At 69.7% G+C, this 25718-nt stretch carries 24 protein-coding genes and 2 pseudogenes; 13 read left to right on the plus strand and 13 right to left on the minus strand.

The window, feature by feature from the left end; translation table 11 throughout:
• Nucleotides 1-181: 181 nt before the first annotated feature.
• Complete coding sequence (locus OG293_RS01115; RefSeq protein WP_405996833.1) at nt 182-1165, minus strand: helix-turn-helix domain-containing protein; 984 nt, start codon at nt 1163-1165, stop codon at nt 182-184.
• Nucleotides 1166-1401: 236 nt separating this feature from the next.
• On the opposite strand from OG293_RS01115, the gene OG293_RS01120 reads away from it, so the two are divergent.
• Nucleotides 1402-1956, plus strand: a complete 555-nt coding sequence (locus OG293_RS01120; protein WP_405996834.1) for an ATP-binding protein — start codon at nt 1402-1404, stop codon at nt 1954-1956.
• Nucleotides 1957-2018: 62 nt separating this feature from the next.
• Here the strand turns inward: OG293_RS01120 and OG293_RS01125 are convergent, their stop codons facing one another.
• Genes OG293_RS01125 through OG293_RS01140 form a run of 4 tightly spaced genes read right to left on the minus strand, consistent with a single transcriptional unit; the run spans nt 2019 to nt 5933 of the window.
• A complete protein-coding gene (locus OG293_RS01125) occupies nt 2019-3251 on the minus strand; it encodes an ABC transporter permease (RefSeq protein WP_406003472.1) in 1233 nt (410 codons plus the stop codon).
• A gap of 2 nt (nt 3252-3253) precedes the next feature.
• Nucleotides 3254-3991 carry an ABC transporter ATP-binding protein gene (locus OG293_RS01130; RefSeq protein WP_405996835.1) on the minus strand — a complete coding sequence of 246 codons (738 nt, stop codon included), beginning with the start codon at nt 3989-3991 and terminating at the stop codon, nt 3254-3256.
• Nucleotides 3988-5319 (minus strand): peptidoglycan-binding protein, encoded by a 1332-nt coding sequence (locus OG293_RS01135; protein WP_405996836.1) that lies wholly within the window; start codon nt 5317-5319, stop codon nt 3988-3990. Before OG293_RS01135 ends, OG293_RS01130 begins: the two co-directional genes overlap by 4 nt.
• Complete coding sequence (locus OG293_RS01140) at nt 5316-5933, minus strand: hypothetical protein (protein ID WP_405996837.1); 618 nt, start codon at nt 5931-5933, stop codon at nt 5316-5318. Before OG293_RS01140 ends, OG293_RS01135 begins: the two co-directional genes overlap by 4 nt.
• A gap of 110 nt (nt 5934-6043) precedes the next feature.
• On the opposite strand from OG293_RS01140, the gene OG293_RS01145 reads away from it, so the two are divergent.
• The 3 genes from OG293_RS01145 to OG293_RS01155 all read left to right on the plus strand — a co-directional run bounded on the left by OG293_RS01145 (nt 6044) and on the right by OG293_RS01155 (nt 9146).
• Entirely contained in the window at nt 6044-6697 is a 654-nt protein-coding gene (locus tag OG293_RS01145; protein WP_405996838.1) for a response regulator transcription factor, read from the plus strand.
• A 16-nt stretch (nt 6698-6713) separates the two neighbouring features.
• Entirely contained in the window at nt 6714-7952 is a 1239-nt protein-coding gene (locus OG293_RS01150; protein WP_405996839.1) for a sensor histidine kinase, read from the plus strand.
• Nucleotides 7953-8189: 237 nt separating this feature from the next.
• Nucleotides 8190-9146, plus strand: a complete 957-nt coding sequence (locus OG293_RS01155) for a TAXI family TRAP transporter solute-binding subunit (protein ID WP_405996840.1) — start codon at nt 8190-8192, stop codon at nt 9144-9146.
• A 30-nt stretch (nt 9147-9176) separates the two neighbouring features.
• Here the strand turns inward: OG293_RS01155 and OG293_RS01160 are convergent, their stop codons facing one another.
• Entirely contained in the window at nt 9177-10661 is a 1485-nt protein-coding gene (locus tag OG293_RS01160; protein WP_405996841.1) for an ATP-binding protein, read from the minus strand.
• A gap of 147 nt (nt 10662-10808) precedes the next feature.
• Nucleotides 10809-11477: pseudogene (locus tag OG293_RS01165) on the minus strand (response regulator transcription factor); the annotation flags it as partial.
• A gap of 212 nt (nt 11478-11689) precedes the next feature.
• On the opposite strand from OG293_RS01165, the gene OG293_RS01170 reads away from it, so the two are divergent.
• The 4 genes and pseudogenes from OG293_RS01170 to OG293_RS01185 all read left to right on the plus strand — a co-directional run.
• Nucleotides 11690-13804, plus strand: a complete 2115-nt coding sequence (locus OG293_RS01170) for a TRAP transporter permease (RefSeq protein WP_405996842.1) — start codon at nt 11690-11692, stop codon at nt 13802-13804.
• Entirely contained in the window at nt 13801-14796 is a 996-nt protein-coding gene (locus tag OG293_RS01175; RefSeq protein ID WP_405996843.1) for a TAXI family TRAP transporter solute-binding subunit, read from the plus strand. The genes OG293_RS01170 and OG293_RS01175 overlap by 4 nt, the downstream gene beginning before the upstream one ends.
• 254 nt (nt 14797-15050) lie before the next feature.
• Complete coding sequence (locus OG293_RS01180) at nt 15051-15488, plus strand: ATP-binding protein (RefSeq protein ID WP_405996844.1); 438 nt, start codon at nt 15051-15053, stop codon at nt 15486-15488.
• Nucleotides 15487-15678, plus strand: a pseudogene (locus OG293_RS01185) (DUF475 domain-containing protein); the annotation flags it as partial. The gene OG293_RS01180 and the pseudogene OG293_RS01185, both read left to right, overlap by 2 nt.
• Here OG293_RS01185 and OG293_RS01190 read toward each other — a convergent pair.
• Both OG293_RS01190 and OG293_RS01195 read right to left on the minus strand, forming a co-directional pair.
• Entirely contained in the window at nt 15657-16496 is an 840-nt protein-coding gene (locus OG293_RS01190) for a glycoside hydrolase domain-containing protein (RefSeq protein WP_405996845.1), read from the minus strand. The pseudogene OG293_RS01185 and the gene OG293_RS01190 sit on opposite strands and share 22 nt — an antisense overlap.
• Nucleotides 16497-17419: 923 nt before the next feature.
• Complete coding sequence (locus tag OG293_RS01195) at nt 17420-17875, minus strand: hypothetical protein (RefSeq protein WP_405996846.1); 456 nt, start codon at nt 17873-17875, stop codon at nt 17420-17422.
• A 319-nt stretch (nt 17876-18194) separates the two neighbouring features.
• Here OG293_RS01195 and OG293_RS01200 point away from each other — a divergent pair, with 319 nt between their 5' ends.
• Nucleotides 18195-18638 carry a hypothetical protein gene (locus OG293_RS01200; protein ID WP_405996847.1) on the plus strand — a complete coding sequence of 148 codons (444 nt, stop codon included), beginning with the start codon at nt 18195-18197 and terminating at the stop codon, nt 18636-18638.
• Nucleotides 18639-18934: 296 nt separating this feature from the next.
• On the opposite strand, the gene OG293_RS01205 is transcribed toward OG293_RS01200, so the two are convergent.
• Genes OG293_RS01205 through OG293_RS01215 form a run of 3 tightly spaced genes read right to left on the minus strand, consistent with a single transcriptional unit; the run spans nt 18935 to nt 21410 of the window.
• Nucleotides 18935-19240, minus strand: coding sequence for a hypothetical protein (locus OG293_RS01205; RefSeq protein ID WP_405996848.1), 306 nt, complete (start codon nt 19238-19240; stop codon nt 18935-18937).
• Nucleotides 19237-19842 carry an RNA polymerase sigma factor gene (locus OG293_RS01210; protein WP_405996849.1) on the minus strand — a complete coding sequence of 202 codons (606 nt, stop codon included), beginning with the start codon at nt 19840-19842 and terminating at the stop codon, nt 19237-19239. Before OG293_RS01210 ends, OG293_RS01205 begins: the two co-directional genes overlap by 4 nt.
• Nucleotides 19839-21410: a sodium:solute symporter gene (locus OG293_RS01215; RefSeq protein WP_405996850.1), complete on the minus strand. Its 1572-nt coding sequence runs from the start codon at nt 21408-21410 to the stop codon at nt 19839-19841. Before OG293_RS01215 ends, OG293_RS01210 begins: the two co-directional genes overlap by 4 nt.
• Nucleotides 21411-21581: 171 nt before the next feature.
• On the opposite strand from OG293_RS01215, the gene OG293_RS01220 reads away from it, so the two are divergent.
• The 3 genes from OG293_RS01220 to OG293_RS01230 all read left to right on the plus strand — a co-directional run bounded on the left by OG293_RS01220 (nt 21582) and on the right by OG293_RS01230 (nt 24217).
• On the plus strand, nt 21582-21806 hold the full coding sequence (locus OG293_RS01220) for a DUF3311 domain-containing protein (RefSeq protein ID WP_405996851.1): 225 nt from the start codon (nt 21582-21584) through the stop codon (nt 21804-21806).
• Nucleotides 21807-21893: 87 nt separating this feature from the next.
• Nucleotides 21894-24032, plus strand: a complete 2139-nt coding sequence (locus OG293_RS01225; protein ID WP_405996852.1) for a carbon starvation CstA family protein — start codon at nt 21894-21896, stop codon at nt 24030-24032.
• 11 nt (nt 24033-24043) lie between these two features.
• Nucleotides 24044-24217, plus strand: a complete 174-nt coding sequence (locus OG293_RS01230; RefSeq protein WP_405996853.1) for a YbdD/YjiX family protein — start codon at nt 24044-24046, stop codon at nt 24215-24217.
• Between the two features lie 48 nt (nt 24218-24265).
• Here the strand turns inward: OG293_RS01230 and OG293_RS01235 are convergent, their stop codons facing one another.
• On the minus strand, nt 24266-24619 hold the full coding sequence (locus tag OG293_RS01235) for a hypothetical protein (protein WP_405996854.1): 354 nt from the start codon (nt 24617-24619) through the stop codon (nt 24266-24268).
• 239 nt (nt 24620-24858) lie between these two features.
• Between OG293_RS01235 and OG293_RS01240 the strand changes: the two genes are divergently transcribed.
• Nucleotides 24859-25284, plus strand: a complete 426-nt coding sequence (locus OG293_RS01240) for an OsmC family protein (RefSeq protein WP_405996855.1) — start codon at nt 24859-24861, stop codon at nt 25282-25284.
• Nucleotides 25285-25718 lie beyond the last annotated feature (434 nt).

Below are 25718 nucleotides of genomic sequence, written 5' to 3' on the forward strand. Positions count from 1 at the left end.
CCTGCGCTATGCCGCCGACCTGTTCGCCGAGGCCGGGACCTCACCCGCCGCGTACCTCCGCGACCAGCGGCTGACTGCCGTCGGGGTTCAGCCCGTCCGGGCAGGCTTCATGCCGGGTCTGATGCAACAACAGCTCTCGGCCGCCCGGACTCCAAGGTTCCGCTGCAGGCGAGTGCTCGGATCACGTGGCGGTCCGGGTGTGACTGTCACTCGCCGCGCTGCTGCCGAATTCCCGCCACTCGCGCGGTGTCATACCGTACGCCGCGCGGAAAGAGCGGCTGAAGTGGGCGTGGTCGGCAAACCCCCAGCGGTGGGCCACGGACGCGATCGTGACGGCTGCGCGGCCCTGCTTGCTCAGTTCGCGCTTGGCCTCCTCCAGCCGGCGCCGCTGGATCCACCTGTGCACAGTGGTCCCCTCTTGCTGGAAGAGCTTGTGCAGATAGCGAACCGAGATGTGGTGGGCGCGGGCGATCGACTCCGGGGAGAGGCCGGGGTCGGGCAGGTGATCGTTGACGAAGGAGCGGATCCGCGGCGAGAGTGAGAGCTGGTTGGCCTGTGAGATGGGCTCCTCCCTCCCGCTCCGCTCAGCGACCAGAGTTTCCAGCAGGCAGACGGCGCCGGCGGCCAGCCGGGCATCGCTGTCCTCTCCATACGGCCCGGACTGGTCGGCGAGGCGGCCGAGGAACGGGTTGACGAGTCGTCCCACCCCTTCGTCTCCGTGAATGGCCTCGGCGCTCATCCTGCGCAGATCTGCGTCCGAGACGCTGAGCAGCCGGCGGGGCAGCATGAAGACCTTCCACTCCATCGGTTCGCGGAAGCCGAGCATGAAGGGGCGGGCCGTGTCGTAGAAGGCGAGGTCCCCCGGGTGAAGCAGGGCCTGCTGACCGTCTTGTTCGACGACGGCTTGACCTTTGCACAGCAACCCTACGTGTACGCACTCCTCACCTGAGGTGATGAGGCGGGGCTTCCGGGTCACGCGGTGGGGGTCCGCTCCGACTGTGGCCATCCGCAGGCTTCCCACCCGGTGGCTGGTGAGGGACCCGGAGAACGGGCCGGAACCGGGAGTGGCGATATCGAGGGGGACGAACGTGGCGCACACAACATCATGCCAGAAGGCGACTTGATCTCCCACCGGCAACGCGTTTGTCGACCACCCGTCGCTCATGACCCGCTCATTGTATTCCAATCCACCGAAGGGACGCGGCCGCCGAGGATGTGCACCTGCGTCACTGAGCGGGTTCACGTGTTGCTTTCGGTAGCCGCCCGACCGGAGAACGTGCATTCTCGGCCAAGGCGCGGTGCACGGCCGTCCAAGTTCGGCTGCAGGACGTCCCTAGCGTCGTGTGCAGGACGACCCAACCACCCCAAGCTCCATCCGATAACCGCGAGAGGGCGAGACCCATGACCGTGAAGATGGCACCGCCGCGTCGACGCGTCTCCGCCGCAGCGACCGCCGATTCCCCCACCGTTCCGGGCCTCCCCGCCGCCGTCGGCAACGCCGGTGGCCTTCACGCGACTGCGGTGTTCACGGTTCCGGCCGATCTTGGATCCACGCACCACGTCCGGAAGCTTGTCGTGCAGACCGCCCGTCACTGGAGGGTGCTGGACGAGGCGTCGCTGGGCGACCTGGAGTTGTGCGCCGGAGAGGTTGTGGCCAACGCGGCTGAACACACCGGGACCCCGAGCGTGGTCTTGGTGTCGGTGACCACGTCTGGAGTACGGGTCGAGCTCACCGACACCCGACCGCAGCTGCCCGAGCCCGCTGCGCCCGATTCTGATGGTGAGTCAGGGCGCGGCCTGCTTCTCGTCGATGCGCTCGCCTCCGCGTGGGGCGCTCATCCGACTGGCACCGGGAAGACCGTGTGGTTCGAGATCCCCGCCACTCCCCGACCAGCAGGGTGCGAGGGGCTGCGGCAGCCGGGTCACCGCACGGCGGGCTGGCCGACAGCGGCATGAGAACACCCGCCGGCCCTCCATCGGGTGGTTGACGGCCGCAGCGTCACCACGAGTCATCACAGTCAGTTGGATGCCAGTGCTTCGGCAGGTGATGTCCGGGCTGCGCGGGTAGCCGGGTACAGCCCCGCAAGTGCGCCGATGGTGGCGGCCGCGGTCATGCCTGCCACGACGGCCTCGGCCGGGAGGGTGACCGGCCAGCCTCTGTCCAGCGCCCAGCTGATGCTGACTGACATGCCGAGTGCCACTCCGACCAGCCCGCCGAGGCCGGAAAGGGCTACCGATTCGGTGAGGAACTGCAGCCGGATCTGGCCGCGGCTGGAGCCCAGGGCGCGGCGCAGCCCGATTTCCGGTCGTCGTTCCAGTACGGAGATCACCATGGTGTTGGCGACGCCGACGCCGCCGACCAGCAGGGCCACCCCTCCCAGGCCGAGGAGCAGGTTCTTCAGGGTGGAACCGATCTCCTGTTTGAGGCCAAGTGCGTCGGAGGGCCGGCTGACTTGCACTTCCTCCGGGTGCGCCGGGTTGGCTGCACGGGGGAGGAGGGTGCGGACGTCGGTGACTGCCTCGTCGGCCGAGCGTGTGTAGATCGTGGTCGGGTGGCGGTCGAAGTGGAGCCGGGTGGCGGCCGCCTCCCAGCCCACCAGGGCGGAGCGGTCGATTTCTGGTGCCAGGGGGACGGGGTTGAGGATGCCGGAGACGGTGAACCACTGTCCGCCGAGGTAAACCGGTGCACCCGGGGTGTCGATGCCGAGCCGGTGAGCTGCGACGCTTCCGAGGACGACCGCTGGATACTTCGCGGTGGCTTTGTTCAGCCAGGTGCCCTTGCCGACAGTGGCGCCGATCGTGGCGGGCAGGTCGAGCCGGGTGGCCTGGACCGCGATGCCGCCGGTGTCGCGCTGGTCGGTCTTGTCGGTGCGGTGCACGGTGGCCTCGGTGACCGCGCCAACGGCGGAGGCCGTCTGCACCTGTGCGATCCGGCGCACCATGCCCACGGATTCGGCGGGCAGCTTGGACGGCGTCCCGAACAGGCTCTCTCCGGGCTTGATGGTGAGCAGGTTGGTGCCGACCTTGGCGAGCTGCGCATCGACTTCGGCCTTGCTGCCGGCGGCGATGCCGAAGATGGCGACCATGGCGGCGATCCCGATGGCGATGCCCAGGGCGGACAGGCAGGCCCGAAGGGGTCGGCCGCGTACACCGACCAGGCCGACGCGTATCACGTCGCCGGGGTTCAGCCGCGTCGGCCGTGGCAGGCGGGCCGGTGTGCCGGTGGGGGCGTCGTTGCGTGTGCTGGTGATACTCACGGTGCCTCCTCGGTCCCGGCTCCGACCGGCACGTGCTGTGCGTCGGCCGGTTCCACGTGGGCCGGTCCGGTGTCGTGCTGGATTCGGCCGTCGAGGAGTTCGACCCGGCGCGGCAGCGAGCGGGCGATGGCGAGGTCGTGGGTGATGACGGCGATCGTGGTGCCCTCGGCGTTCAGTTCATGCAGGAGTTGCATCACTGCGGCACCGGAGTGGGAGTCCAGCGCGCCGGTGGGCTCGTCAGCCAGCACGATCGCGGGCCTTGCCACCAGGGCGCGGGCGATGGCCACCCGCTGGCGTTCGCCGCCGGAGAGTTCGCGCGGCCGGTGGGTGAGCCGGTGGCCCAGGCCGACACGGTTCAGTGCCTCGTAGGCGAGGTGCCGGCGTCGCTGCCGCGGCACGCCGTGATACAGCAGCCCTGTGGCGACGTTCTCCAGGGCCGACAGGTGGCTGGTGAGGAAGAAATGCTGGAAGACGAAGCCGATCCACCGGCTGCGCACTGCCGACAGCTCGCGGTCGGCCAGCCGGCCGACGTCGTGGCCGCAGAGACGGACGGCTCCGGTGGAGGGCCGGTCCAGGGTGCCCATCAACTGCAGCATCGTGGACTTACCGGATCCGGAGGGTCCGACGACGGCCAGCAGTTCCCCGGGCGACACCCGTAGCGAGACCTCCCGCAGCGCATGAACGTCTCCCGGGTAGAACTTGCCAACACCGTCCATCTCGATGACGGGGATCATGACGAGGGCACCCGCACTTTCATGCCGTCGCGCAGGTGGGGGCTGGAGACGGCCACTTTGCCTCCTCCGAAGGCGCCGAGCTCGACGGTGACCGTACGGGTGGTGCTGTCGTCGCGCACAACCTGGACGGCGTATCCGCCCTGGGGCGTGGCGACCAGCGCCGTGATCGGGACGGCCAGTACCCCCTTGTGCTCGGCGCTGGTGAACAGGACGGTGACCGGTGCCCCGTCGAGCTCGCCCGCCTCCTCGAGTTTGTCCAGGGTCACCTTCACGGTGATGGTGGCCTTGTCGATCGTGGCGCCGGGCTGCTGGTCGGCTGGGCCGCCGGATTCCCTGTTCGCCCTGGCGACCGTGCCGATGTGGCTCACGTGGCCGGAGGCGGTCTTCCCGCCGGGCAGCTCGACCACGACCGACGCGCCCCTCTTGGCCAGCGCCGCCCGGTTCGCCGCCAGTTCGACGGTGACCAGCCGGCTGGTGCCGGTGGCTTGCAGGATGGTGCCCTCCGTGGTCGCGCCGAGGGCCGCCTCGACCTTGGTGATCCGGACGGCGGAGGGTTCGACCACCACGTCACCGGGGGCGACCGCTCCGGTCCGGGCCAGGCCCTGCGCCTTCTGCCAGCGTTTGACGGCCTGGGCGGTGCCGTCGCTGAAGTGCTTGTCAACCGTCAGGCCAGTGCCGTACCCGAGGGCTTCGAGGTTCTTCTCCAGTTGCCACACGTCGGTTCCGTCGGTCATGCCGCTCTTCAGCTCGCGCCAGAACGGGGTGGAGCCGTAGAAGAGCGGGACGGGCCGGCCGTCGCGGCCGTAGACCTGCTTGCCGCGCGAGATGGTCTGCCCCTCCGACGGCAGCCAGGTGAGGATGTTCGCGCCCCCTTGGGAAGCGTTGTCCTTTGTGGTGTTCGCCGTGCCGCTCGGTGTGGTGTCCGATCCCTGCCGACTGGCGGAGGCACCGGACGAGGAGGATCGGGCGGTGATGGGGTAGGAGCCGGCGAAGCCGAGCTTCCCGTCGGCCTTCTCCTGCTCCACCAGGTCGGTCCTGGTGACCGGAGCGGTCGCCCCGCTGGTGGTGCCGGCAGCCGGCTTGGGTTCCTGCCTGGGGAGGGTGAGCAGTGCCACCGCGCAGCCCCCGGTGGCGACCAGCGCGGTACCGCCGATCAGCCAGCCCCGTACCCGTCGCCGCGGTCGCGCCGGCGCCTCGGGTCCGGCACCGGGGCCGGAGGTCTCGTCGCCTGGTTCCTCGTTGCCGACGGGGAGCCCGGAGGGCCCCTGGGCGCCGTCGGACCCGTCGTGGACCGCCTGCGCGCTGGCGGGTGCAGATTCCCGGTTCATCCGGCGCCCCCGTCGCTCTGGCCGCTCCCGCCGGCCTTCGCCGGCTTGTTGCATGCCTTGAGCGCCTTGTCGAACTTCTCCTTGTCGGCGCCGTTGCCGGTGTCCTTCATTTTGATCCCGCCATCCGGACCCGGGTCGGGCATGTCCACACCATGCTCACGCATGCAGCGCACGAGCCGGAGCAGTTCGTCCTTCACCTTCGGATCGTTCTGGTTGACGCCGGACGGAACCTGCTTCTGGCACGCCTTGAACGCCTCATCGATCTTGGCCCCGTCTCCTTTCAGCGTGGTCCCCTTGCCGGGATTGGCCGGGTTCTCATCAGGTACGTCCACGCCATGCTCACGCATGCAGCGGGTGAACCGGAGGCGCTGCTCATCAGGATCCGCGGACTTCGTACCCTTCGCGCTCGCGGATTCCGCCCCGCCGCAGGCTGCCAGCAAGGTGACCATCACGGCCGCCCCCGCACCGGCCAGCACCAGCCGGCAGATGCTCAGTGACGGGCCACCGAGACGACTCAACGCGCCGATCTTCACAACCTCGTACCCTCCTGTCAGGCGGTCGGTGTCGGCCGCCGGAACCAAGAAGTACGCGCTCCCGTATTTCACTGGCGTCACGGAGTGCTGTTACGCCCGTGAAAGGCACCACCAATCAGACTCCTCTCGCACACGTCCCCCCACGGCTGTCCCGGCGGTCCGGGGGACGCCGGCCACCGAAAGGAGCCAGGATGCGTGTACTGGTGGCCGAGGACGAACAAGTCCTCGCCGAACTGGTCGCTTCCGGCCTGCGCGACCACGCGATGGCGGTCGACGTCGCCTACGACGGCCCCGCCGCACAACAGCGCCTGGCGGTCAACGACTACGACGTCCTGGTACTGGACCGGGATCTCCCCGGCATCCACGGCGACCAGATCTGCCGGGAACTGGCCGAGGCCGGAGCACGCACCCGCATCCTCATGCTCACCGCCGCCGCCTCACTGACCGACCGGGTCGAAGGCCTGCACCTCGGCGCCGACGACTACCTGCCCAAGCCGTTCGAGTACGACGAACTCGTGGCACGCATCCAGGCCCTTGCCCTCCGTGCCCACCATGCCCTGCCACCAGTCCTGGAACGCAACGGCATCGTGCTCGATCTCGCCAAGCGGCAGGCATTCCGGGACGGACGCTACCTGCCGCTGTCCCGCAAGGAATTCGCCGTCCTGCATGTCCTCATGAGCGCCCGCGGCACCGTGGTCAGCGCCGAGGAACTGCTGGAGCGCGCCTGGGACGAGAACGCGGATCCGTTCTCGAACGTGGTCCGCATCACCATCTCGCGGCTGCGTACCAAACTCGGCCAACCGCCGGTGATCGAAACCCTTCCCGGCGTCGGCTACCGGATCTGACCAGGAGCGTCACTCAATGCACCCCGCCAGACCACGGCTTCGCGGCCGGACCGGACATCGGCCCCCCACCGTACGGGTCCGGCTGACCGTCTTGTACAGCGGGCTGTTCCTCCTGTCGAGCACGATCCTGCTCGCCGTCATCTACCTGTGCACTCAGCGGCGCATCACCGGGACTCTCACGGTCGAACTCGGGGAGACACCGCCTCTGCCGCCCGGCGCCTGGCTCCCAGATGGAACTGGACCGCATCCCCCTCCGCCCAGCGCAGGATTGACCGACAAGGTGCCGCCCGAGGTGGAGCAGGCCATCTCCCACGCCGAGGACGCCATGCTGGCACAGCTGCTCACCGTCTCGCTCATCGCATGGGTCGTGCTGTCCCTGACCTCGATCGTGGTGGGCTGGTGGCTGGCCGGCCACGTCCTGCGTCCCGTGCACCGCATCACCACCACAGCCCAGAGACTGTCCTGGGAGAACCTGCACGAACGAATCGCCTTGCCCGGTCCCCGCGGGGAGTTCAAGGACCTCGCCGACACCTTCGACGACCTGCTCGCCCGGCTGCAACGCGCCTTCGACAGCCAGCGCCGCTTCATCGCCAACGCCTCCCACGAGCTGCGGACACCCCTGACCATCCAACGCGCCACCCTTCAGATCGGACTGGGCGGTGCCTCCGTCTCCCCCGAGAAGCTCGCCACGGTCCGCCAGCAACTCCTCAACGCCAACCGCCGCGCCGAACGGCTCATCGACGGGCTCCTGCTGCTCGCCCAGAGCGACCGGGGCCTTCACCACCGCGAATCGGTGGCGCTTCACGAGAAGGCCGCCGCGGTAGCCGACCAACAGGCAGCCGACGCCAAAGCCGTCGGCATCACTCTCCATCTGCACCTGCGGCCAGTCACCGTCCTCGGCGACCCCGTACTGCTCTCCCAACTCCTGACCAACCTTGTCCAGAACGCCATCCGCCACAACCACCCCGGCGGTGACATCCACATCCACACCTCCGCACAACAGGGGTTGATCGTCCGCAACACCGGACCACTGGTACCGGCAGAGGCGGTGCCAGACCTGTTCGAGCCGTTCCGGCGCTTCGGCACAGAACGCATCGGGTCCGCCCAGGGCGCCGGACTCGGCCTGTCCATCGTCCGCTCCATCATCCAGGCACACACCGGAACTGTGGCCGCACACCCCAACCCCAGCGGCGGCCTGGAGATCCACATCACCCTGCCCCAGCACCTGGCCGGCCGACCGCTCTTCGTCTCGTAGACCCGCGGCGCGTTGGCCGCCGACGACGAGCCTGCCGAGCGCCGAGGCGGCGGCGACCGGGCCGCCAGTGGCCACCGAGGCGCAGGAAAGAGCCCGCTCGGCGAGAGCTGCCGACCGCCTGCTCGCGAGCGACGCCCCACAGGCGGTTAGGCTGATCGAGGCGGACCACAGGTGCGCGTCCCACATCGCCCGGACCGGACCGCCCGCGCACGACTCCGCAGGTCGAGGGAGGATCCCATGCGGCTGGCACGCGTGCTCGCCAGCGCTGTCGCCGCGGCGCTGCTGCTCGCAGGGTGCGGCGGGAGTGACGCGCCGCCCCGCCCGTCGGGAGAGGTGAATGTGGCCACCGGCAACCCGGGTGGTGTCTACGCGGACTACGGGGCCGGCTACGCAAAGCTGATCGAGAGTCGGCTGCCGGACACCTCGGCGCGGGTCCTGTACACCGGGGGCAGTGTCGACAATCTGCGCCGGGTGGACTCCGGCCTGGCGCAGACCGGCTTCACCCTCGCCGATTCCGCCGCCGACGCCGTCGCCGGACGCCCGCCCTTCCCCCGGAAGCTGCCCGTGGTGGCGCTCGCCGCGCTCTACGACAACTACGTGCAGCTGGTGGTCCGCGCGAACAGCCCGGTCCGCAGCACGAAGGCGCTGCGTGGGCTGCGGGTCTCCATGGGTTCCGAGGGCTCCGGCACAGCACTGATCGCCGAACGCATACTGAAGGTCGCAGGGCTCTCCCCCGACGGCGACGTGACCTCCCTGCGGCTGGATGTGCGCGAATCGGCAAACGCTCTGGCCGCTGGGCGTATCGACGCCTTCTTCTGGAGCGGCGGTCTGCCGACCGGAGCGATCACCGAACTGCGCCGCAGCACCCCTATTCGCCTCGTCGACCTCGGTGACGTGGTCGGGTCACTCACCCGGTCGTACGGCGAGCTCTACACCGAGACCACTGTGCCGGCCGTCGTGTACGGGGCGCAGAGCGCGGTGACCACGGTGAGTGTGCCGAACTTCCTGGTGGTGCGGCGGGACATGCCGGACTCGGAGGCGTACTGGTTGACCCGGCTGCTGTTCGAGGGCCAGTCCCGGCTCATCCGGGCCCACCCGGAGGCCCGCCGCCTCGACCGGCGTACGGCGATCGCCACGCACCCGGTGGAGCTGCACCCCGGCGCCGCCCGGTGGTACCGCGAGTCACACCCCTGACCTGCTCACATGCCCCGTCACCGGCTCCCGTCACACCGGGTCGCCGGTGGCGGGAGCGGCGGGCAGCCGTACGGTGGCGGAGAGTCCGTGTGGCTGCGCTGCTGCCAGGAGCAGTTCGCCGCCGCCCGCCTCCACCAGCATGCGGGTGAGCGCGAGGCCGAGCCCCGTGCCGTGGACGTTCTGGTGGCGTGCGCTGCGCCAGAACCTCCCTCCCGCCTGGGACAGTTCCTCCTCGGTCAGGCCGGGACCGGCATCCCGTACCGTTACCTCGACCATCTCGACCGCTCCCCCAGGCGGGTCGGCCGCGCGCCCCGCGATGCCCGCTTCCCCGCCGTCGTCAACCGCACCCTGGCCCGCGTCGGCGCCGTCGCCTACGGGGACGCGGTGGATCGAGACGTCGACCGGTGCACCGCCGCCGAACTTGAGCGCGTTGTCGAGCAGGGTGTCGAGTGCGTGGTCGAGGCAGTCCGGCAGAGACAGCGCGCTCACCCCGTCGGGGATCCGCGTGGTGAGTGGGGCACCCGCGCTGGTGAAGGCCGTCCGCCAGGCATCGACCCGGTGCGTCACCACGGCGGTGACGTCGACCGGTCCTCGTTCCGCCTCGGATGCCTCCGCCCTGGCCAGCCGCAGCAGCCCGTCGAGCATTTCGCCGAACCGGTCGGACTCCTCCACAGCGAAGCGCAGTTCGTTCAGACCGCGCGGGTCGTTCACGAACTCCTCGAGGTTCTCCACCCGCAGCCGGAGCGCGGTCAGCGGATTGCGCAGTTGGTGGGATGCCTGTGCCACGAACGCCCGCTGCTGCTCCTGGGAGGCGTGCATGCTGTCGGCCATCACGTTGAAGCTGTTGGCGAGACGGCGCAGTTCGGGGGCGCCCACTCGCTCCGACACACGGGTCTTCAGACGCCCGAGAGCGACCTCATGGGTGGCGCGGTCCAGGTCGTGGACAGGGCGGAGCACCCAGCGGACCACCGGCGCCGCGACCGCGATCACCACCAGGACCAGCGCCGCGAGGCTGCCCAGCACCACCAGCGTCAGATGGTCGACCACCTCGGAACGCGCCCGGTCGGTGGGGGAAACGATCAGCACGGCGCCCAGCACACGGCCGTCGCGCCGGACCGGCTCGGCCAGCACGAAGGGCCGATCGTCCCAGGGCCACCGCACGCCGGGCTGCTCGGGAGGCCGGTCGGCCAGGGCAAGCAGCAGCGCCGACCGCACCTGCGGCTCCTCCAGGTCGAAGGGGCCCGAGGCGACCACGGTCTCGCTGTCGGCGTCGACCACCGCGACGCGTGAGTCGTAGAGGCTCGCATACCGGTCGGCGGCGGCCTCCAGCCGGCCGGTCCGCCCCGATTCCAGGGCGGTGGCTGCCATGTCCGCGAACCAGGCGCCGTCCTCGCCCCGCGCGATGAACGAGCTCTGGACCGTACGCTCCGCGGTGGCCCGCACCAAGGGCAGGCTGAGCGCGACGATCAGACCTGCGACCAGGGTGAAGACGATGACGAGAAGTCTGCGGCGCATCCGGTGTCCTCACCCGTCGGCCGCCGCCGGACCGCCGGCCGCCGCCCCACCACCGGCCATCCCCGGACCACCGGCCGCCGCCCCACCACCGGCCATCCCCGGACCACCGGCCGCCGCCCCACCACCGGCCATCCCCGGACCACCGGCCGCCGCCGGACCGGCGGAGAGCCGGTACCCGAAGCCTCGCACGGTCTGTACCAGGCTCCCCGCCCGCCCCAGCTTGCCGCGCAGGGTGGCCACATGGACGTCGAGGGTGCGCGACATACCGTCGCACGTCGTCTGCCACACCTCCACCACGATCCGGTCGCGGGGCACCGCTGCGCCGCCCGCGCGGGCCAGCAGGGCGAGGATGTCGAACTCCTTTCGGGTCGGGGAGACGCCCCGCCCGTCCACGGTGACCGTGCGCCGCCCGAGGTCGATCTCCAGGCCGTCGACGGCGACGAGCCGGTCCTCATGGACGCGCTGGCTCACGCTGCGCCGGAGCACCGCCTCGATACGGGCGAGCAACTCCGCGATACCGAACGGTTTCACCACGTAGTCGTCGGCGCCGCTGCGCAGCCCGCGCACACGGTCGGGCTCGTCTCCCCTCGCGGTCACCGCGATCACCGGGACCCCGCCGCGGGCGCGCAGTTCGCGGCACACCTCGATGCCGTCCCGGTCGGGCAGGCCCAGATCGAGCAGCACGAGATCGGCGGCGGGTGCGGCCAGGGCGTCGGCGGCGTTGCCGGCACGTCGCACCTCGTACCCGTGGCGCCGGAGGGCACCGGCGAGAGCGTCGGCGACCCGGTTGTCGTCCTCGACGAGAAGTATCCGCACGCGGCCTCCCGGTTGGTGGATCCGGCGGACCCCATGGCCCGACGGCGGGGTGCCGGGGAGCGCGCAGGCCACAGCCGTAGCAACGAGCGAAGGGACCGCCGTAAACCGAACCCTAAACCTACGTTAAGTCCTCAGGCGTTCTCTGTTGCCTGCTTGTAACAGCTGCCACGGTCTGGGGCACCACGAACCGACGAGTCCCAGGAGATGCTGCGATGAGCATGGCAACGGTGCCGTCCGAGCCAGGGCAGTTGTCAGCCCAGGAGGTGGCGGCCGATTTCGAGCAGGAACGGCCGGCCCGCAAACTCTCCCCGGGGGTCTCGGCGGCCGTGTCCGTGGTGTGCGCCGCCCTGTCCGTGTTCGCGCTGTACGCGATCTTCTTCCCGGTGGCCAAGGGCACGCAGTACTACCTGACGCTCTTCCTCGCGGGGACACTGCCGCTGATCTTCCTGACCCACCGTGGGACGGTTCGGGTACCGGCGCTGCTGCTGCCCTGGCGGCGCGGTGACCGCACCGCGGCCGCCGACGGGGTGCCGGACAATGCGGCCGTCCGCCACGACAACCCGATGTGGTTCGACTGGCTGCTCGCCGCGGCAGCGCTCGCCGTGTGCCTGTATCCGCTGCTGGAGTTCGACGCCTTCATCGAACGGCGACAGCTGCCGACCTCGCTGGACACGGCGGTGGGCCTCGCCATGATCGTGCTGGTCCTGGAGGCGTGCCGGCGCACCACCGGCTGGGTCCTGCCGGCCTTCTGCGCGAGCTTCCTGGTGTACGCGTACTACGGCGGGCTGCTGCCGTACGAATGGTCGCTGGCGCACGGCGGCTTCGACATCGACGCGATCGCGGCCCACTACTTCATGGGTACCGACGGCGTCTACGGCGTGCCGTTGAACGTGGCCGGCACCTACATCGTCCTGTTCACCATCTTCGGCGCCGTCCTGGACATCTCCGGCGCGGGCAAGTTCTTCATCGACCTGTCGTTCGCGGCCTTCCGCGGCTCCCGCAGCGCGCCCGGACGCACCGTGACCGCTGCGGGCTTCCTGCTCGGCACGGTCTCCGGTTCCGGCACCGCAACAGCCGTCAGCCTGGGCTCGGTCGCCTGGCCCGTCCTGCGCCGGGCCGGTTACAGCAAGGAACAGGGTGGCGGAGTGCTCGCGGCCGCCGGGATCGGCGCGATCCTCTCCCCGCCGACGCTGGGCGCCGCAGCGTTCATCATCGCCGAATACCTGAAGGAGAGTTACCTCACCGTCCTGCTGTACGCGCTGGTTCCCACGCTGCTGTACTACCTGGGCATCCTCCTCGCGGTGGAGATCGACGCCCGTAAGCACCACTCGCAGCCCGTGGTGGACGACGAGCCCACATCGGCGCTGCGGCTTCTCGGCCGGTTCGGCTACCACTTCCTCTCCCTCTTCATGATCGTCGGCTTCATGGCGATGGGACTGCCCCCGTTCAAGGCAGTGGTCTACGCGACGGCCCTGCAGTTCCTGCTGTCGTTCCTCGACCCACGGCACAGAATGACGCCGCGACGGCTCTACACGGCCCTCGCCGAGGGCAGCAAGTCGGTCCTCCCCGTCGTCGCCACCTGCGCCGCGGCGGGCATGATCGTCGCAGTCGTCACCCAGACCGGCCTCGGCCTGAACCTGGCCTCGGTCATCGTCGACGCGGCCGGGGTCTTCGGTGACAACCCCACCGTGACACTGATCCTGACCGTGCTCTTCGCCGCAGTGGCGGTGTCCGTCCTCGGGCTCGCGGTCCCGGTCACCGCCTCGTTCATCATCGCCGCGGTGATCATCGCGCCCGCCCTGATCTCGCTGGGAGTCGCCACCCACGAGGCGTACATGTTCATCTTCTACTACGCCGTGCTCTCCGAGGTGAGCCCGCCGACAGCCATGGCGGCGGCCGCCTCGGCCGCCATCACCGGGGGCAACCCGATGCGCACGATGGTGGCGACCTGGAAGTACTCGCTGCCCGCGTTCCTGGTGCCGTTCGCCTTCGTGCTCACCGACAACGGCGCTCACTTGCTCGGCACGGGCGGCCTGTGGGGCGTCCTGTGGACCACCGCGGTCTCCGCTCTCGCCGTGGCCGCGCTGGCCGCGGCCACCGGAGGCCGGCTGCTCGGCCCGGCAGGCCTGGTGGAGCGGGCGCTGTGCGCAGCCGCCGCCCTGTGCCTCCTGTACCTCGAACCCGTAGCGATCATCGCGGGTTTCGCGGCCCTCGCACTCGCCCTCGGCGTGCACCTGGTGCGCCGCAGTCAGCCCACCCTCTCGGTTCCCACTACAGGTGAGAACCGCGAGGCGGAAACCGTCACGGAAGGACAGCTCCCCTCATGAAGCACATTCGTGCCTTGCGCCTCACCACCGCCGCTCTCGCCATAGGTCTCCTCGCCACCGCCTGCGGCGGCGGTAAGCAGACCGAGAACACGGCCGCAGGCAGTAAGAAGGGAGGCCGGCTCACCATCGCGACCGGGCCCACCACCGGCGTCTACTACCAGATCGGCGGTGGCATCGCGAAGCTGATCTCCGACAACCTGGACGGCTACCGGGCCACCGCCACCACCACCGGCGCGTCCGTGCAGAACATCCAGGGCCTCGGGGCCGGCACGTACGACCTCGCTTTCTCCCTCCTGGACACCGCCGGCGACGCCGTCAAGGGCAAGGAGTCGTTCTCCTCCCCCCAGAACCTCGAAGCACTGACCCGGCTCTACCCGAACTACACCCAGGTGCTGGTCCGGTCCGACGCGGGAATCGACTCCCTCAAGGACCTGAAGGGCAAGCGGGTCTCCACCGGGGCCCCCGGTTCCGGCACGGAAGTGATCGCCAACCGGTTGCTCAAAGCCGCGGGGCTGGATCCCGCCAAGGACATCTCGGCCGACCGTCTGGGCCTCCCGGAGACCGTGGACGCCATGAAGGACGGCACGATCGACGCGCTGTTCTGGTCCGGTGGGCTGCCCAGCGGCGGCATCACGGACCTCACCACCAGCCTCAAGAAGGACGTCCGCTTCCTGGACGTGACACCGCAGCTGCCCGCTCTGAACAAGGAGTACGGCGACGTCTACCAGAAGGGCTCAATCCCGGGGTCCGTATACAACCAGTCCAAGGACGTGCCCACGATCGCGGTACCCAATGTGCTGCTGGTGAAGAAGGGCTTCGACCCGGATCTCGCCGCCGAGATCGTCAACCTCGTCTACGAGAAGAAGAGCGACCTGGAGAAGGTGAACGCGGCCGCGGCGGGGATCGAACTCGACCAGGCCGAGGGCGTCACCCCCGTCCCGCTGAACCCGGGTGCGGAGAAGGCGCTGAAGGCCCTGGCCCAGAAGTCCTGAGCCGGGCGCAGCAGAAGGTGGTCGGTCCGGCGCTTCCGAGCAGGACCGGCCACGCATCTGGGGGCAGGAACCGCCACGCATCGTGGGCGGAACCGGCCCCACCCAGCGCGGGCGCGCCACCTCGCGCGAACGACAAGCCGTCCCCGTCCACATCTGGAACCACCGTGAGCCTCTCGTCTGCTGCCAATCGCCCGCTGCCGCGCCCGGCATCGCATCCCGGTCCGCACCGAGGGCGCACCCGCCAAGGAATGATCATGGTGCACACCCACCGAGAACCGCTGTGCCTCGGCTTCACGCTCACCGTGGGGGAACAGACCGTTCCCACGGCGCGTCGGCTGGTGCTGTCGGTGGTCCGTGACTGGGGACTGGCACTGCCAGACGAGACGCTGGACGACCTCGCACTGCTCTCCGACGAGGTGGTCGCCAACGCACTGCGGCACGCCACAGGCCCGTACACCGTCGTCGTGAGCTGGACGAGGTCTCGGCTGCGGGTGGAGGTGGCCGACACAACTCGCCTGCTCCCGAACCCGCATGGCGGCGGGCTGTACACCGAGAGCGGTCGCGGTCTGTTGCTGGTCTCGGCCCTGGCGGCCGACTGGGGCAGTACGCCCACCGCCGCGGGAAAGACCGTCTGGTTCGAGTTGGCACCCCAGGTGGTCCGGGTCGCGATGGACGATCCCGGCCGGTACTAGGCACCTGGCCACCGACGCCCACTCCCCCATCGCGGCGTTCGGCGGCATGTTCCTGCCGATGGTCTTCCTCGACTTCGTCTTCGAGGACCGGGATATCACGTGGCTTGCCTGGCTGGAGCGGCCGCCGGCCAAGCTCGGCAAGGCCGGCATGGTGTCCGCCTGCGGGGGCTACCTTGCGATGACGGCGACGGGGGCATCCCAGTCGTTCCGGTCGACGGTGAGGGTGACTCCGCCCCTGGTTTCTTTGCTGTTGGCCCAGTACTGGTGTGCGCGGCGGTGCTTGGCCCACAGGGACGGACTCCAGGGCCAGTCACGCGTGGTGGTCTTCTGCCGGTCCCACAGTGCGTACCACATGATGTCCGGCAGGTCCGTGCGGTCTTTGGCAGTGGCGACGGCGGCTGCGCTGGTGGACTTGAAGCCGTAGTAGCCGGCCCAGTAGCCCTTGGCATGCACGGCCCGGTTCCAGGCGCGAACATACGTCAGAACGGCGTTGTTGCAGGCTGAGTTGTTGATGTCGTACGGCTCCATGTCGAGATACAGGGCGCTGCCTGCCTTCATTCCGAGCGCGGTCGCCTTGGCCGTGGCGTCCGCGCCGTCCTTCGCCCCGTGTGAGGCTGCGGTCTTTGCGGCGATCCGGTCGGGGCTGCGGCTGGTCTGGCATGGCGGCTGGGCACCGACGTAGAGGGGGATGAGTTTCCAGCCTGAGGCGCTGACCGACGTGACCCATGATCGTGTCAGCTGGGGCTGCGCGCAGCCTCGGTTCTTTCCGCCCATGTAGACGGCGGCTGCTCCGTAGAAGTTCGAGCTTCGCCACGCCTTCATCGCGCGGAGGGACGGGGCAGTGCAGGTGTCGAATGCTTGGCCTGCGAACAGTGCGGGGGCTGGCAGCTTCGGCGTGGCGGCGGTGGTCACGGCGTTGGCGGTGAGCGTGCCGCCGACGGCGAGAGACAGGCCGGCGGCCGCCCAGGCAAGGGCTCGCTTACGCCTGGGCATACGGTGTTTGGGCATGCGTGATCTTTCCTGAGAACAATGGGACTTCAGTCCGAGCAGGTGCGGGGCGGCGAGAGCCGGCCGACTTCGGCCGGTGAGGTGACGGCCTGCCGGGAGAATTCGATCACGTGCCGGTGCCTGGATGACCGGCGGGGCGTCGCAAGCAGCTCCGCACGTCTGGCTACACGATGACCGGTGCCGCGCGGCGAGTCGCCCGCGCCTGCTGATCTCGCTGGCGCGCGGCTGCTCCACCCGGAAGCGCGAGAAGTGGTGCGGGCGGTTGGCCGTTCGGCATCCTTGGCCGGTGCCGAACGTGACGCGGACGTCGATGAGGCGCAAAGGCGTCGCCTCCCAGCCGTGAGCCGCGACAGTATCACGAAGTTGATCTTTAGATCAGAAAACGCTTTGGGTGCACGCTAATTGACGGTGCATCAGTGATCTGACGGGAGATGCGCGCGGACCTATGCCGCCCCTCGGCACGAGCGAGGAGGCCGAACAACTCCTCGCCGCCCGGTGGTCTCCTCCTCGGTCTGCACCGCCCACCCCGATGCTCCGCGCCCTTGACCTTCCCGCCGTCGCCCCGGGCGCGGGCCACCTGCTGTCGGGGGCGTACGCACAGAGCCCCGCCCTGGAGCCGGAGCCCGCCGTGGACGGCTGACGCCGCCGGCCGCCGCCTCATCAGGGCGAGGCGGCGGTCGGTCACGCCCGGCGGACCTCCGGCCGGCCGTCCGGGGATCCCGGATTCCTCTCGGCCGCCCACCGCCGCTGCCCACCCGGCGGTTTCACATCGGTTTCGGCCACCCACGCGGCGACGTCAGCCGGGCGCCAGTCCAACTCAGCCGCCCGACTCACGTTCACGGGTACCCTCCCGCGTCCTTCACGAGTGCGACGCCCCCGACCCGGTGGGTTCGAGCGCAACGCGCCTGCGTCTCAGTCCCGACTCAGTGCCAGCCGGTCTGCACCGAGTCGCTGAACGGGTCCCCATGCTTCTTGACCCCGGCCCGGATCTTGGCACCATCCGGCCAATAGAACATGTTGCCGAAGTTCGATCCTTCGATGTCGCTCACCTCGAAGTAGCCGAGCAGGTCCCATGTGCGGCCGTTGTCGAAGGAACGGTCGATCCAGGCGTCGTATCTGCCGCAGACGCTTCCGACCGTGAGCCGGCCCCATGCGTACCAGTTGCCGTTGTTCTTGCCGGACCGGAGCTCGACCGTCGAGCAGCCCAGACTCTTGCGATCATCCGTGTCCTTCTTGTCCCAACTGGCTCTCCCAGGGTCGAAGTTGTCACACTGGTAGCCCGATCCGCACGGGAGCGGGGTGGCGGCGGAGGCGACCCCCTCCAGTGGTACGAGGACCATCCCGACGGCGGCCGCGACAACGGCGCTCTTCTTGAACACGGATGCACTCCTCTTCCTCGCGAGTCCGACCCGTGACGGTAGAGATGCAGCATGTCGCGTACAAGGCGAAAGGGGGTTCCGGATCGTCACATGGCTGGCTAAGGCGCTGATGAGTCCACAAAGCGTGTCTTGACACATCTGGGCCTTCCGCCGCCCAGAGCGCGGTACGGCGGGCCGGCCGGGACGAATCCGCTGTACTCCCGAAGGGTGACGCAGCGCCTTTCCGACCTTTGCCGCGCCTTGGCGGGGAAGGGATTCGTCGGCCCAAAGAATCGGCGGCGCCCGGCGCGGGCGCCGCACGTCAGAAGTGGAGTCGGCCTTGGCGCCTGTACCGAACGGCCTCTACATGATCGCCCGTCCTCGTGAGCAGTTCCTCACGATGGAAGGGGGCTCGTCGGAGCCCAAGACACCCGTTGTCCTGCTGCCGCCCACCGGCAACCCCGGCGAGCAGGAATGGCAGCTGGAGGAACTCAGCAACGGCAACTGCACGATCCGCAATCTCAGGAGCCAAACGTATCTGTCCTTCGACGGTGACCCGGAGATGAACAAGCCCGTCGTCGGGTACCCCGAACCGCGCGAATGGGCGCTCTACCAGAGCGCGGAGCCGCACACCTTCCACGTCGTCGTCCCGGGAGGCCCCGTCGACGGCCAGGAGCTGGCCCTGGACCTCAGCCTGCTGCGGATCTTCCCGCCCCGCATCGCCTTGAGGCCCCTCGAGGTCAGCAACGTACGCCAGGCGTGGGGCTTCCAGTTCATGGAGTAGAAGTCCGAAACCCTGCTCTGCCCCGGCCGTCTGCCCCTCACCGGGCAACTGCCGGCCGCGGCCTCAGGACGTGGAGAACACCCCACGTCCTGAGGCCGCTCTGCATGCCCTCGGTACCGCCGTCCGCGCCGCGACTGGGCCCGCCTGTCGTGGTGCGTGCGGCGACGGCATGGGGCGGGTCCCGCGCACTGTGGTATCCGAGGCGTGACCGCCGACGGCTCCGGTGACCTCGCGGCAACCGGGTCTTGACCCGACGGTCCCCGTCGCACCGCCGCCTGTGCTGCGGCACGGGACGTTCATGGGCTGATGACCGGCCGGACCTGCGCGTGGGGCGCCGAGGCGACCGGGCTGTGGGCTCCGCTGAAGATCGCGCCGGAGCCGGAAGGCGTCTGGTTGAGGACCCAGAGGCCGATCAGTACGGCGAGAGCGAAGACGACCGTGACGAGGACCGCCAGGACCAGGCGGCGTTTGCGTTCCCTGCGGAGCCAGTCGCCGCGGGCGGCGCGATAGGCGTCGGGGGCGGGCTGCACCTGATGTGCGAGGGCTTCCAGTGCCTCGCGGAGCTGCTGCTCGGTACCGGGGGCACCCTGGGTGGTGCTCATCGCCGTGCCTCCATCGCCTGGGTGAGAGCGGCGAGGCCGCGTGAGGTATGGGTCTTGACCGATCCTGCCGAAATGCCCATCGCCGCGGCGATCTCGCTTTCCCTGAGGCCGAGCCAGTGGCGCAGCACGAGGGCTTCCCGTTGCCGGGCGGGCAGTTGCTGGAGGGCGTCGACCAGCACTCGCTGGTCGTCACGGAGCAGAGCCGAGTTCTCGGCGGAGGTGATGGGGTCGGCAGAGGGGGTTTCGGCGTGCCGGCGGGCGACCTGGAGATGACGTATCCGCATCCGGGTCAGATTGCAGACGATGGAGCGCAGATACGCTTCCGCGGAGTCGGCATCGCGCAGTTTCCGCCACTTCCGGTAGATCTGGTAGTACGCCTCTGCCACGATGTTCTCGGGGTCGTCGGCGCCCAGCAGCGCGGCGAGGCGGAGCATCGAGGCGTAGTGCTGGTCGAAGAGACGGGCGACGGCAGCCTCCCGCTCCTGTTCGACCGGGTCGGCCGATACCTGGCGCGGCAGGGTCTTGTCCGCGGCTGCGCCGCCGTTACCCGCCGGCTGTCCCACCGGCAGCGGGACAGCCGTGCTTCTGATGGTGCGTCTCATGGGTTGTTCGCTTCCGTCCCGGGCCGGTACCTGGCTGTCAGACAAGGGGGCAGTGCCGTGGAGTCCGTACCCCGGGGTGTGCCGATCCGGTCCAGTACCGCGGTGCCGGCCAGCGCGAGGGCCAGGTTGAGTATCAGGGCGGCCAGCCCCGCGTAGATCTCCGGCGGATGACCGGACATGCCGGGCAGGCCGAGCGGTACCACGGGCGAGAAGCCCTCCCGTACGACCATGACCGTGCCGAACACCATCCCCGCGGCCCAGCCCGCGAGCAGCGCCCGGTGGTGCAGTCGGCGTGTGAACAGCCCGATGGCCACCGCGGGGAAGACCTGAAGGATCCATACGCCGCCGAGGAGCTGGAGGTTGATGGCGTCCTGATCCCGCAGCCCGAAGACGAACGCGACCGCTCCCGCCTTCGCGGTGAGGGAGACCGCCTTGGCGATCCGCACCTGGCGCTTGGGGGTGGCGGTGGGGTGGAAGTACTCGACGTACACATTGCGTACGAACGACGTCGCGGCCGCGATCGACATGACGGCGGCCGGGACCAGCGCTCCCACCGTGATCGCGCCGAAGACCAGACCGGCCAGCGGCGCCGGCATCAGCCGGTCCACGAGGATGGGGACCGCGGCCTCGGCGCCGCCCTCGGGAGCCTCGACGCCCGAGGCGAGCGCCGCGATGCCGAGCAGTCCGAAGAGGGCGAGCACCGCGGTCCAGGCCGGCAGGGCGACGGCGACCCGGCGCAGGACCCTGGGGCTGGAGGCGGCGAAGGCGGCGGTGAGGACGTGCGGGTACATCAGCAGGGCCAGCGCCGAGCCCAGGGCCAGCGTGGCGAAGGCCGGCTGCTGCTCCGGGGAGAGGACGAGGGAGGCGTTGCCGGCGTCCGGACCACTGAGCCGGCGGGCGGCCTCGTCGAAAACCGCACCGGGACCGCCGAGCCGGGCCAGGACGAGCCAGCAGACGGCGAGTACCGAGCCGAAGACCGCCACACCCTTGAGCGCCGAGATGACGGTGGGCGCGCGCAGACCATGCCGGTAGGTCGCCACCGCGAGACCGGCGAAGACTGCCGCCATCACCAGGTCACCCGTGGCGGCACTCGGGTAGAGCCCGCCCGCGGTGAGCACCGCGCGGATGCCCAGCAGCTGCAGCGCGAGGTACGGCATGGTGGCGAGGATGCCGGTGAGCGCGACCACCAGGGCCAGCGGCGCCGAACCGTAGCGTCCGCGCACGAAGTCGGCGGCGGTGACATAGCCACGGTCCCGCGCCACGCTCCACATCCGGGGCAGCAGCACGAAGGCCAGTGGGCAGACGATCACGGTGTAGGGGAGGGCGAAGAAGGCGGGCGCCCCATTGCCGTACACCAGGCCGGGTACGGCGGCGAAGGTGTACGCGGTGAAGATCGTGCCGCCCAGCAGCAGCCACGTCCAGATGGTGCCGAGGCTCCGGTCGGCCAGCGTCCAGCCTTCCAGGGAGGGCAGGTCGTCCCTGGCGTGCAGCCGCCGGGCTGCGACGGCGAGCAGGGACGCACCACCGATGACGGCGAGGAACGCCGCGGCCATGGGGCCTTCGGTCATCGGTCACCGCCCTTGGTGTCCTGAAAGTGCGCGAGCCATGTCGCCTACGAGTTGCGCGGGGGGCCGGTTGCGATGACAGGAAATCCTCGGAGATCTCCTGGAAATTTGCTGTCAACCGAATCGCGGACGCCGACAACTCTTGCACAGACCGACAGGAATGAGGAGGTCACAGTGGTTCGGATCGTGCTCCCCCACCACGTCTGGCGCCGGGTCGCGGCCGGCGCCTGCCTCGTCGCTCCCGTCGTCGCCCTGCTCTGGGTGCCCTGGTACGCGCAGGACCGGCCAGAGCTGGCTGGGGTGCCGTTCTTCTACTGGTACCAGCTCGCCTGGGTGCCGGGGTGCAGCCTCGCCATGCTCGCGGCGTATCTGCTGACCCGCCGCCCGCACGAGCCCTGATCGGCCCCTGCCCCGCTCTCCAGCCGTTCCTCGTACGCCTCTCCCCCGTTGATCACGTCTATTCGCCTGCCAAGGTGAGGAGCCGCCATGCCCGGATCCGTCCGTACGAACCGGATGAACAGCGCAAACCCGAGATCGATCTTGCTGTGGACCTGCGTCGCCCTGCTCGGCGCCTTGGCCTGGGGCATGGTGGCCCTGGCCCGAGGCGAGGAGATCTCCGCCGTCTGGCTGGTGGTCGCGGCGCTGGGCTCGTACGCCATCGCGTACCGCTTCTACTCACGCTTCATCGCCCGGCGTGTGCTGAAGCTCGACGACGACCGGGCCACCCCCGCCGAGCGACTTGAGGACGGGGTCGACTTCCAGCCGACCGACCGCAGGGTGCTGCTGGGCCATCACTTCGCCGCGATCGCCGGGGCCGGGCCACTGGTCGGGCCGGTGCTGGCGGCTCAGATGGGGTATCTGCCGGGGACCATCTGGATCGTCGTCGGCGTGATCTTCGCCGGGGCGGTGCAGGACATGGTGGTGCTGTTCCTGTCCATGCGCCGGGACGGCAAGAGTCTGGGCCAGATGGCCCGCGAGGAGATCGGCAAGGTGGGCGGGGCCGCAGCGCTGATCGCGGTCTTCGTCATCATGATCATCCTGTTGGGCGTGCTGGCGCTGGTCGTCGTCAATGCACTCGCCCACTCCCCGTGGGGCACCTTCTCGGTTGCCATGACCATCCCCATCGCCCTCTTCATGGGCTTCTACCTGCACATCCTGCGCCCGGGACGGGTTGCCGAGACCAGTCTGATCGGGGTCGCGCTGCTGCTCCTCGCCATCGTCGGCGGTGGCTGGGTCGAGAACTCCTCGCTCGCGGGCGCCTTCACCTGGAGCCCCACAACCCTCGTCTTCTGCCTGGCCGGCTACGGATTCGTCGCCTCCGTCCTGCCCGTATGGATGCTGCTCGCGCCGCGCGACTACCTCTCCACCTTCATGAAGATCGGCACAATCGCGTTGCTCGCGGTCGGTGTCCTGGTGGCAGCTCCCAAGCTGCAGGCCGAGGCGGTGAGCGACTTCGCCACCTCCGGCACCGGGCCGGTCTTCGCCGGCTCCCTCTTCCCATTCCTGTTCATCACCATCGCCTGCGGCGCACTGTCGGGCTTCCACTCCCTGGTCGCCTCCGGGACCACCCCGAAGCTGATCCAGAAGGAGTCCCAGGTCCGGATGATCGGCTACGGCGCGATGCTGATGGAGTCCTTCGTCGCCGTCATGGCCCTGATCGCCGCCGCCGTCCTCGACCCCGGCCTGTACTACGCGATGAACGCCCCCGCCGGGCTGCTCGGCACCACCGCAGAATCCGCCGCCCAGGCCGTGGCCGGCCTCGGCTTCAGCATCACCCCCGACCAACTGACCGCCGCGGCCAAGGCGGTCGAGGAGCAGACGCTGATCGCCCGCACCGGCGGCGCACCCACGCTGGCGGTCGGTATGTCGGAGATCTTCTCCGGGGTCTTCGGCGGAGCCGCGATGAAGGCATTCTGGTACCACTTCGCGATCATGTTCGAGGCGCTGTTCATCCTCACCACGGTCGACGCGGGCACCCGGGTGGGCCGCTTCATGCTCCAGGACATGCTCGGCAACGTCTGGAAGCCGATCGGCCGCGTCAACTGGAAGCCGGGCATCTGGATCACCAGCGCGCTGGTCGTCACTGCCTGGGGCTACTTCCTCTACACCGGCGCCACGGACCCGCTCGGCGGGATCAACCAGCTCTTCCCGCTCTTCGGCATCGCCAACCAACTGCTCGCCGCCGTCGCCCTCACCGTCTGCACCACCGTCCTCGTCAAGTCCGGCCGCCAGCGCTGGGCCTGGGTCACCGCCATCCCGCTGACCTGGGTGGTCGCCATCACCTTCACCGCCGGCTGGCAGAAGATCTTCTCCGACGACCCGCGCGTCGGCTTCTTCGCCCAACGGGCGCGCTACGCCGACGGAATCGACGCCGGCACCGTCCTTCCTCCCGCCAAGACCATGGACGACATGCACACGGTGGTCACCAACTCCACCGTCGACGGCGTCCTCATCGCCCTCTTCCTCGTGCTGGTCGTGACGGTGATGGTCAACGCGGCGGTGGTCTGCGTCCGAGCCCTGCGCTCCCCCGCCCCGCTGCCGACCACCGAAGTACCGTACGTCGCCTCGCAGATCGACGTGACGGTGCCGGAACCCCGTAAGGCGCTCGCCGGAGCCCGCGAGTGACGCTCCGCCGCATGCTGACCGAACTGCGTTGGTACGTAAGGGAGTTCACCGGAGAGGCCGCGTACGAGCGCTACTGCGAACGGCACCGCCGCCACCACCCGTCCGCCCCCGAACCGACTCGCCGGGAGTATGAGCACATGCGCACCCGGCATCAAGACTCCCACCCGAGCAGCCGCTGCTGCTGACCGAACCGGGGTGCCGTGCCGGCCGTAGCCACCGGCACGGCACCCCACTCACCTCCAGGGCACGACGCCGACGCCGACCCCGACGCCGACCTCGACGCCGAGACCTGGGCGAGGGGCGCAACACCAGCCCGGAGGAGGGGAGACCGGGTCCGCGGATGCCCGAGTGCGGCGTCGTGGCAAGCTGCCGGTCTCGGAACAGCCGGTCGGCTGGACTCCGGCGGGCAGGGCGGCTGCGATGTTGCCGGCGGCCCGTTCGGTTTCCGGGCGTTCGCTGGAGCCGATGTCGGGCTCAGGGGCGATCGCGTCCTGGAGCCGCGGGGATGCCCCGCCCGGACCGGCCGCGCCCTCGCCGACATCCAGCACCAAGGCCGCCGGATAGACCGAGTGTCCTGCCGTGTCCATCCCCTTGGCCTGAATGTGTACGTGTGAATCATGCGGTGCCGGCAGTGCGTGGTGATATCGACACCGGCTGCGGGGTGCACCACAACTTGAGTTGCAGCACAACGTGAGTTGCGGCCGCCGGGTAAACACCGAATCCCCTCCCGCCCCACCGAGAGGTTATGGGTGTTCGGGTGCTCTCTCGGCTGGCGGGGGCCTTGATCGTCATACGCTCAGGATGTACCCCATCAGAAAGGACCGTCATGGTCACGACCCGTCGCGCCCACACCCTTTGGGAAGGCAACCTGCTCGAGGGATCGGGCAGGGTCTCGTTGGACTCCTCCGGCACCGGAACCTACAACGTCTCCTGGCCGGCCAGGGCTGAGCAGCCGAACGGGACGACCAGCCCGGAGGAACTGATCGCCGCGGCCCACTCCAGCTGCTTCTCCATGGCCCTGTCCCACGGGCTCTCCGAGGCCGGCACGCCGCCGGCCCGCCTGACCACCCTGGCCGAGGTCAACTTCCAGGCCGGTGAGGGCATCACAGGAATCCACCTGTCCGTGCAGGGCGAGGTCCCCGGATTGGACGAGGAATCATTCGTCAAGGCGGCCGAGGACGCGAAGGTGAACTGCCCTGTCAGCACGGCCCTGACGGGCACAGTGATCACCTTGGACGCCTCCCTCGTCTGACCGCGAGCCAGCTCAGGCCGGCATGAAACCAGCGCAGCAGATGAGGGCCGTCGCCGTCAGGAGCCGGACGACGTGAGCCGCTCCCCTCCCTGCTCCGCCTGCCTCATGCCGGCCTGAGCCTCCCCCCCGTACGCGCACGCCGGTGCGATGGCCACGCTTCGCCTCATCAGCGTTCCGGTCCCGCCAGGCGCGACCCCCGGCATCGCGGTCACCCCCGTCGCCGCACCGGCGCCGCCGCACACCGCGGCAGCGCCCTCGGCAACCTCAACGCTGTGGTACCGCGACGGATCGGACCACCCCGATATTCCTCGCGGCGCACCGAACCATATGACGATGCGCCCCTCGCCGCCGATCCCACGGCCCACGCGCAGACGGAGGCCCACGGTGACGGCTGCACGCGTCGCGCGCCCCCACATCACCCGACGTCACCGATC

It is taken from the genome of Streptomyces sp. NBC_00829 (assembly GCF_045161795.1).
Classification (GTDB): domain Bacteria; phylum Actinomycetota; class Actinomycetes; order Streptomycetales; family Streptomycetaceae; genus Streptomyces.

What these genes read in the sequence shown, in the direction of transcription:
- OG293_RS01170 (WP_405996842.1), top strand. Translation starts at nt 11,690, where the DNA reads ATGAGCATGGCAACGGTGCCGTCCGAGCCAGGGCAGTTGTCAGCCCAG.
- OG293_RS01175 (WP_405996843.1), top strand. Translation starts at nt 13,801, where the DNA reads ATGAAGCACATTCGTGCCTTGCGCCTCACCACCGCCGCTCTCGCCATA.
- OG293_RS01215 (WP_405996850.1), bottom strand. Translation starts at nt 21,410, where the DNA reads ATGACCGAAGGCCCCATGGCCGCGGCGTTCCTCGCCGTCATCGGTGGT.
- OG293_RS01210 (WP_405996849.1), bottom strand. Translation starts at nt 19,842, where the DNA reads ATGAGACGCACCATCAGAAGCACGGCTGTCCCGCTGCCGGTGGGACAG.
- OG293_RS01130 (WP_405996835.1), bottom strand. Translation starts at nt 3,991, where the DNA reads ATGATCCCCGTCATCGAGATGGACGGTGTTGGCAAGTTCTACCCGGGA.
- OG293_RS01120 (WP_405996834.1), top strand. Translation starts at nt 1,402, where the DNA reads ATGACCGTGAAGATGGCACCGCCGCGTCGACGCGTCTCCGCCGCAGCG.
- OG293_RS01150 (WP_405996839.1), top strand. Translation starts at nt 6,714, where the DNA reads ATGCACCCCGCCAGACCACGGCTTCGCGGCCGGACCGGACATCGGCCC.
- OG293_RS01190 (WP_405996845.1), bottom strand. Translation starts at nt 16,496, where the DNA reads ATGCCCAAACACCGTATGCCCAGGCGTAAGCGAGCCCTTGCCTGGGCG.
- OG293_RS01145 (WP_405996838.1), top strand. Translation starts at nt 6,044, where the DNA reads ATGCGTGTACTGGTGGCCGAGGACGAACAAGTCCTCGCCGAACTGGTC.
- OG293_RS01180 (WP_405996844.1), top strand. Translation starts at nt 15,051, where the DNA reads ATGGTGCACACCCACCGAGAACCGCTGTGCCTCGGCTTCACGCTCACC.
- OG293_RS01240 (WP_405996855.1), top strand. Translation starts at nt 24,859, where the DNA reads ATGGTCACGACCCGTCGCGCCCACACCCTTTGGGAAGGCAACCTGCTC.
- OG293_RS01225 (WP_405996852.1), top strand. Translation starts at nt 21,894, where the DNA reads ATGCCCGGATCCGTCCGTACGAACCGGATGAACAGCGCAAACCCGAGA.
- OG293_RS01135 (WP_405996836.1), bottom strand. Translation starts at nt 5,319, where the DNA reads ATGAACCGGGAATCTGCACCCGCCAGCGCGCAGGCGGTCCACGACGGG.
- OG293_RS01160 (WP_405996841.1), bottom strand. Translation starts at nt 10,661, where the DNA reads ATGCGCCGCAGACTTCTCGTCATCGTCTTCACCCTGGTCGCAGGTCTG.
- OG293_RS01155 (WP_405996840.1), top strand. Translation starts at nt 8,190, where the DNA reads ATGCGGCTGGCACGCGTGCTCGCCAGCGCTGTCGCCGCGGCGCTGCTG.
- OG293_RS01115 (WP_405996833.1), bottom strand. Translation starts at nt 1,165, where the DNA reads ATGAGCGACGGGTGGTCGACAAACGCGTTGCCGGTGGGAGATCAAGTC.
- OG293_RS01230 (WP_405996853.1), top strand. Translation starts at nt 24,044, where the DNA reads ATGCTGACCGAACTGCGTTGGTACGTAAGGGAGTTCACCGGAGAGGCC.
- OG293_RS01235 (WP_405996854.1), bottom strand. Translation starts at nt 24,619, where the DNA reads ATGGACACGGCAGGACACTCGGTCTATCCGGCGGCCTTGGTGCTGGAT.
- OG293_RS01205 (WP_405996848.1), bottom strand. Translation starts at nt 19,240, where the DNA reads ATGAGCACCACCCAGGGTGCCCCCGGTACCGAGCAGCAGCTCCGCGAG.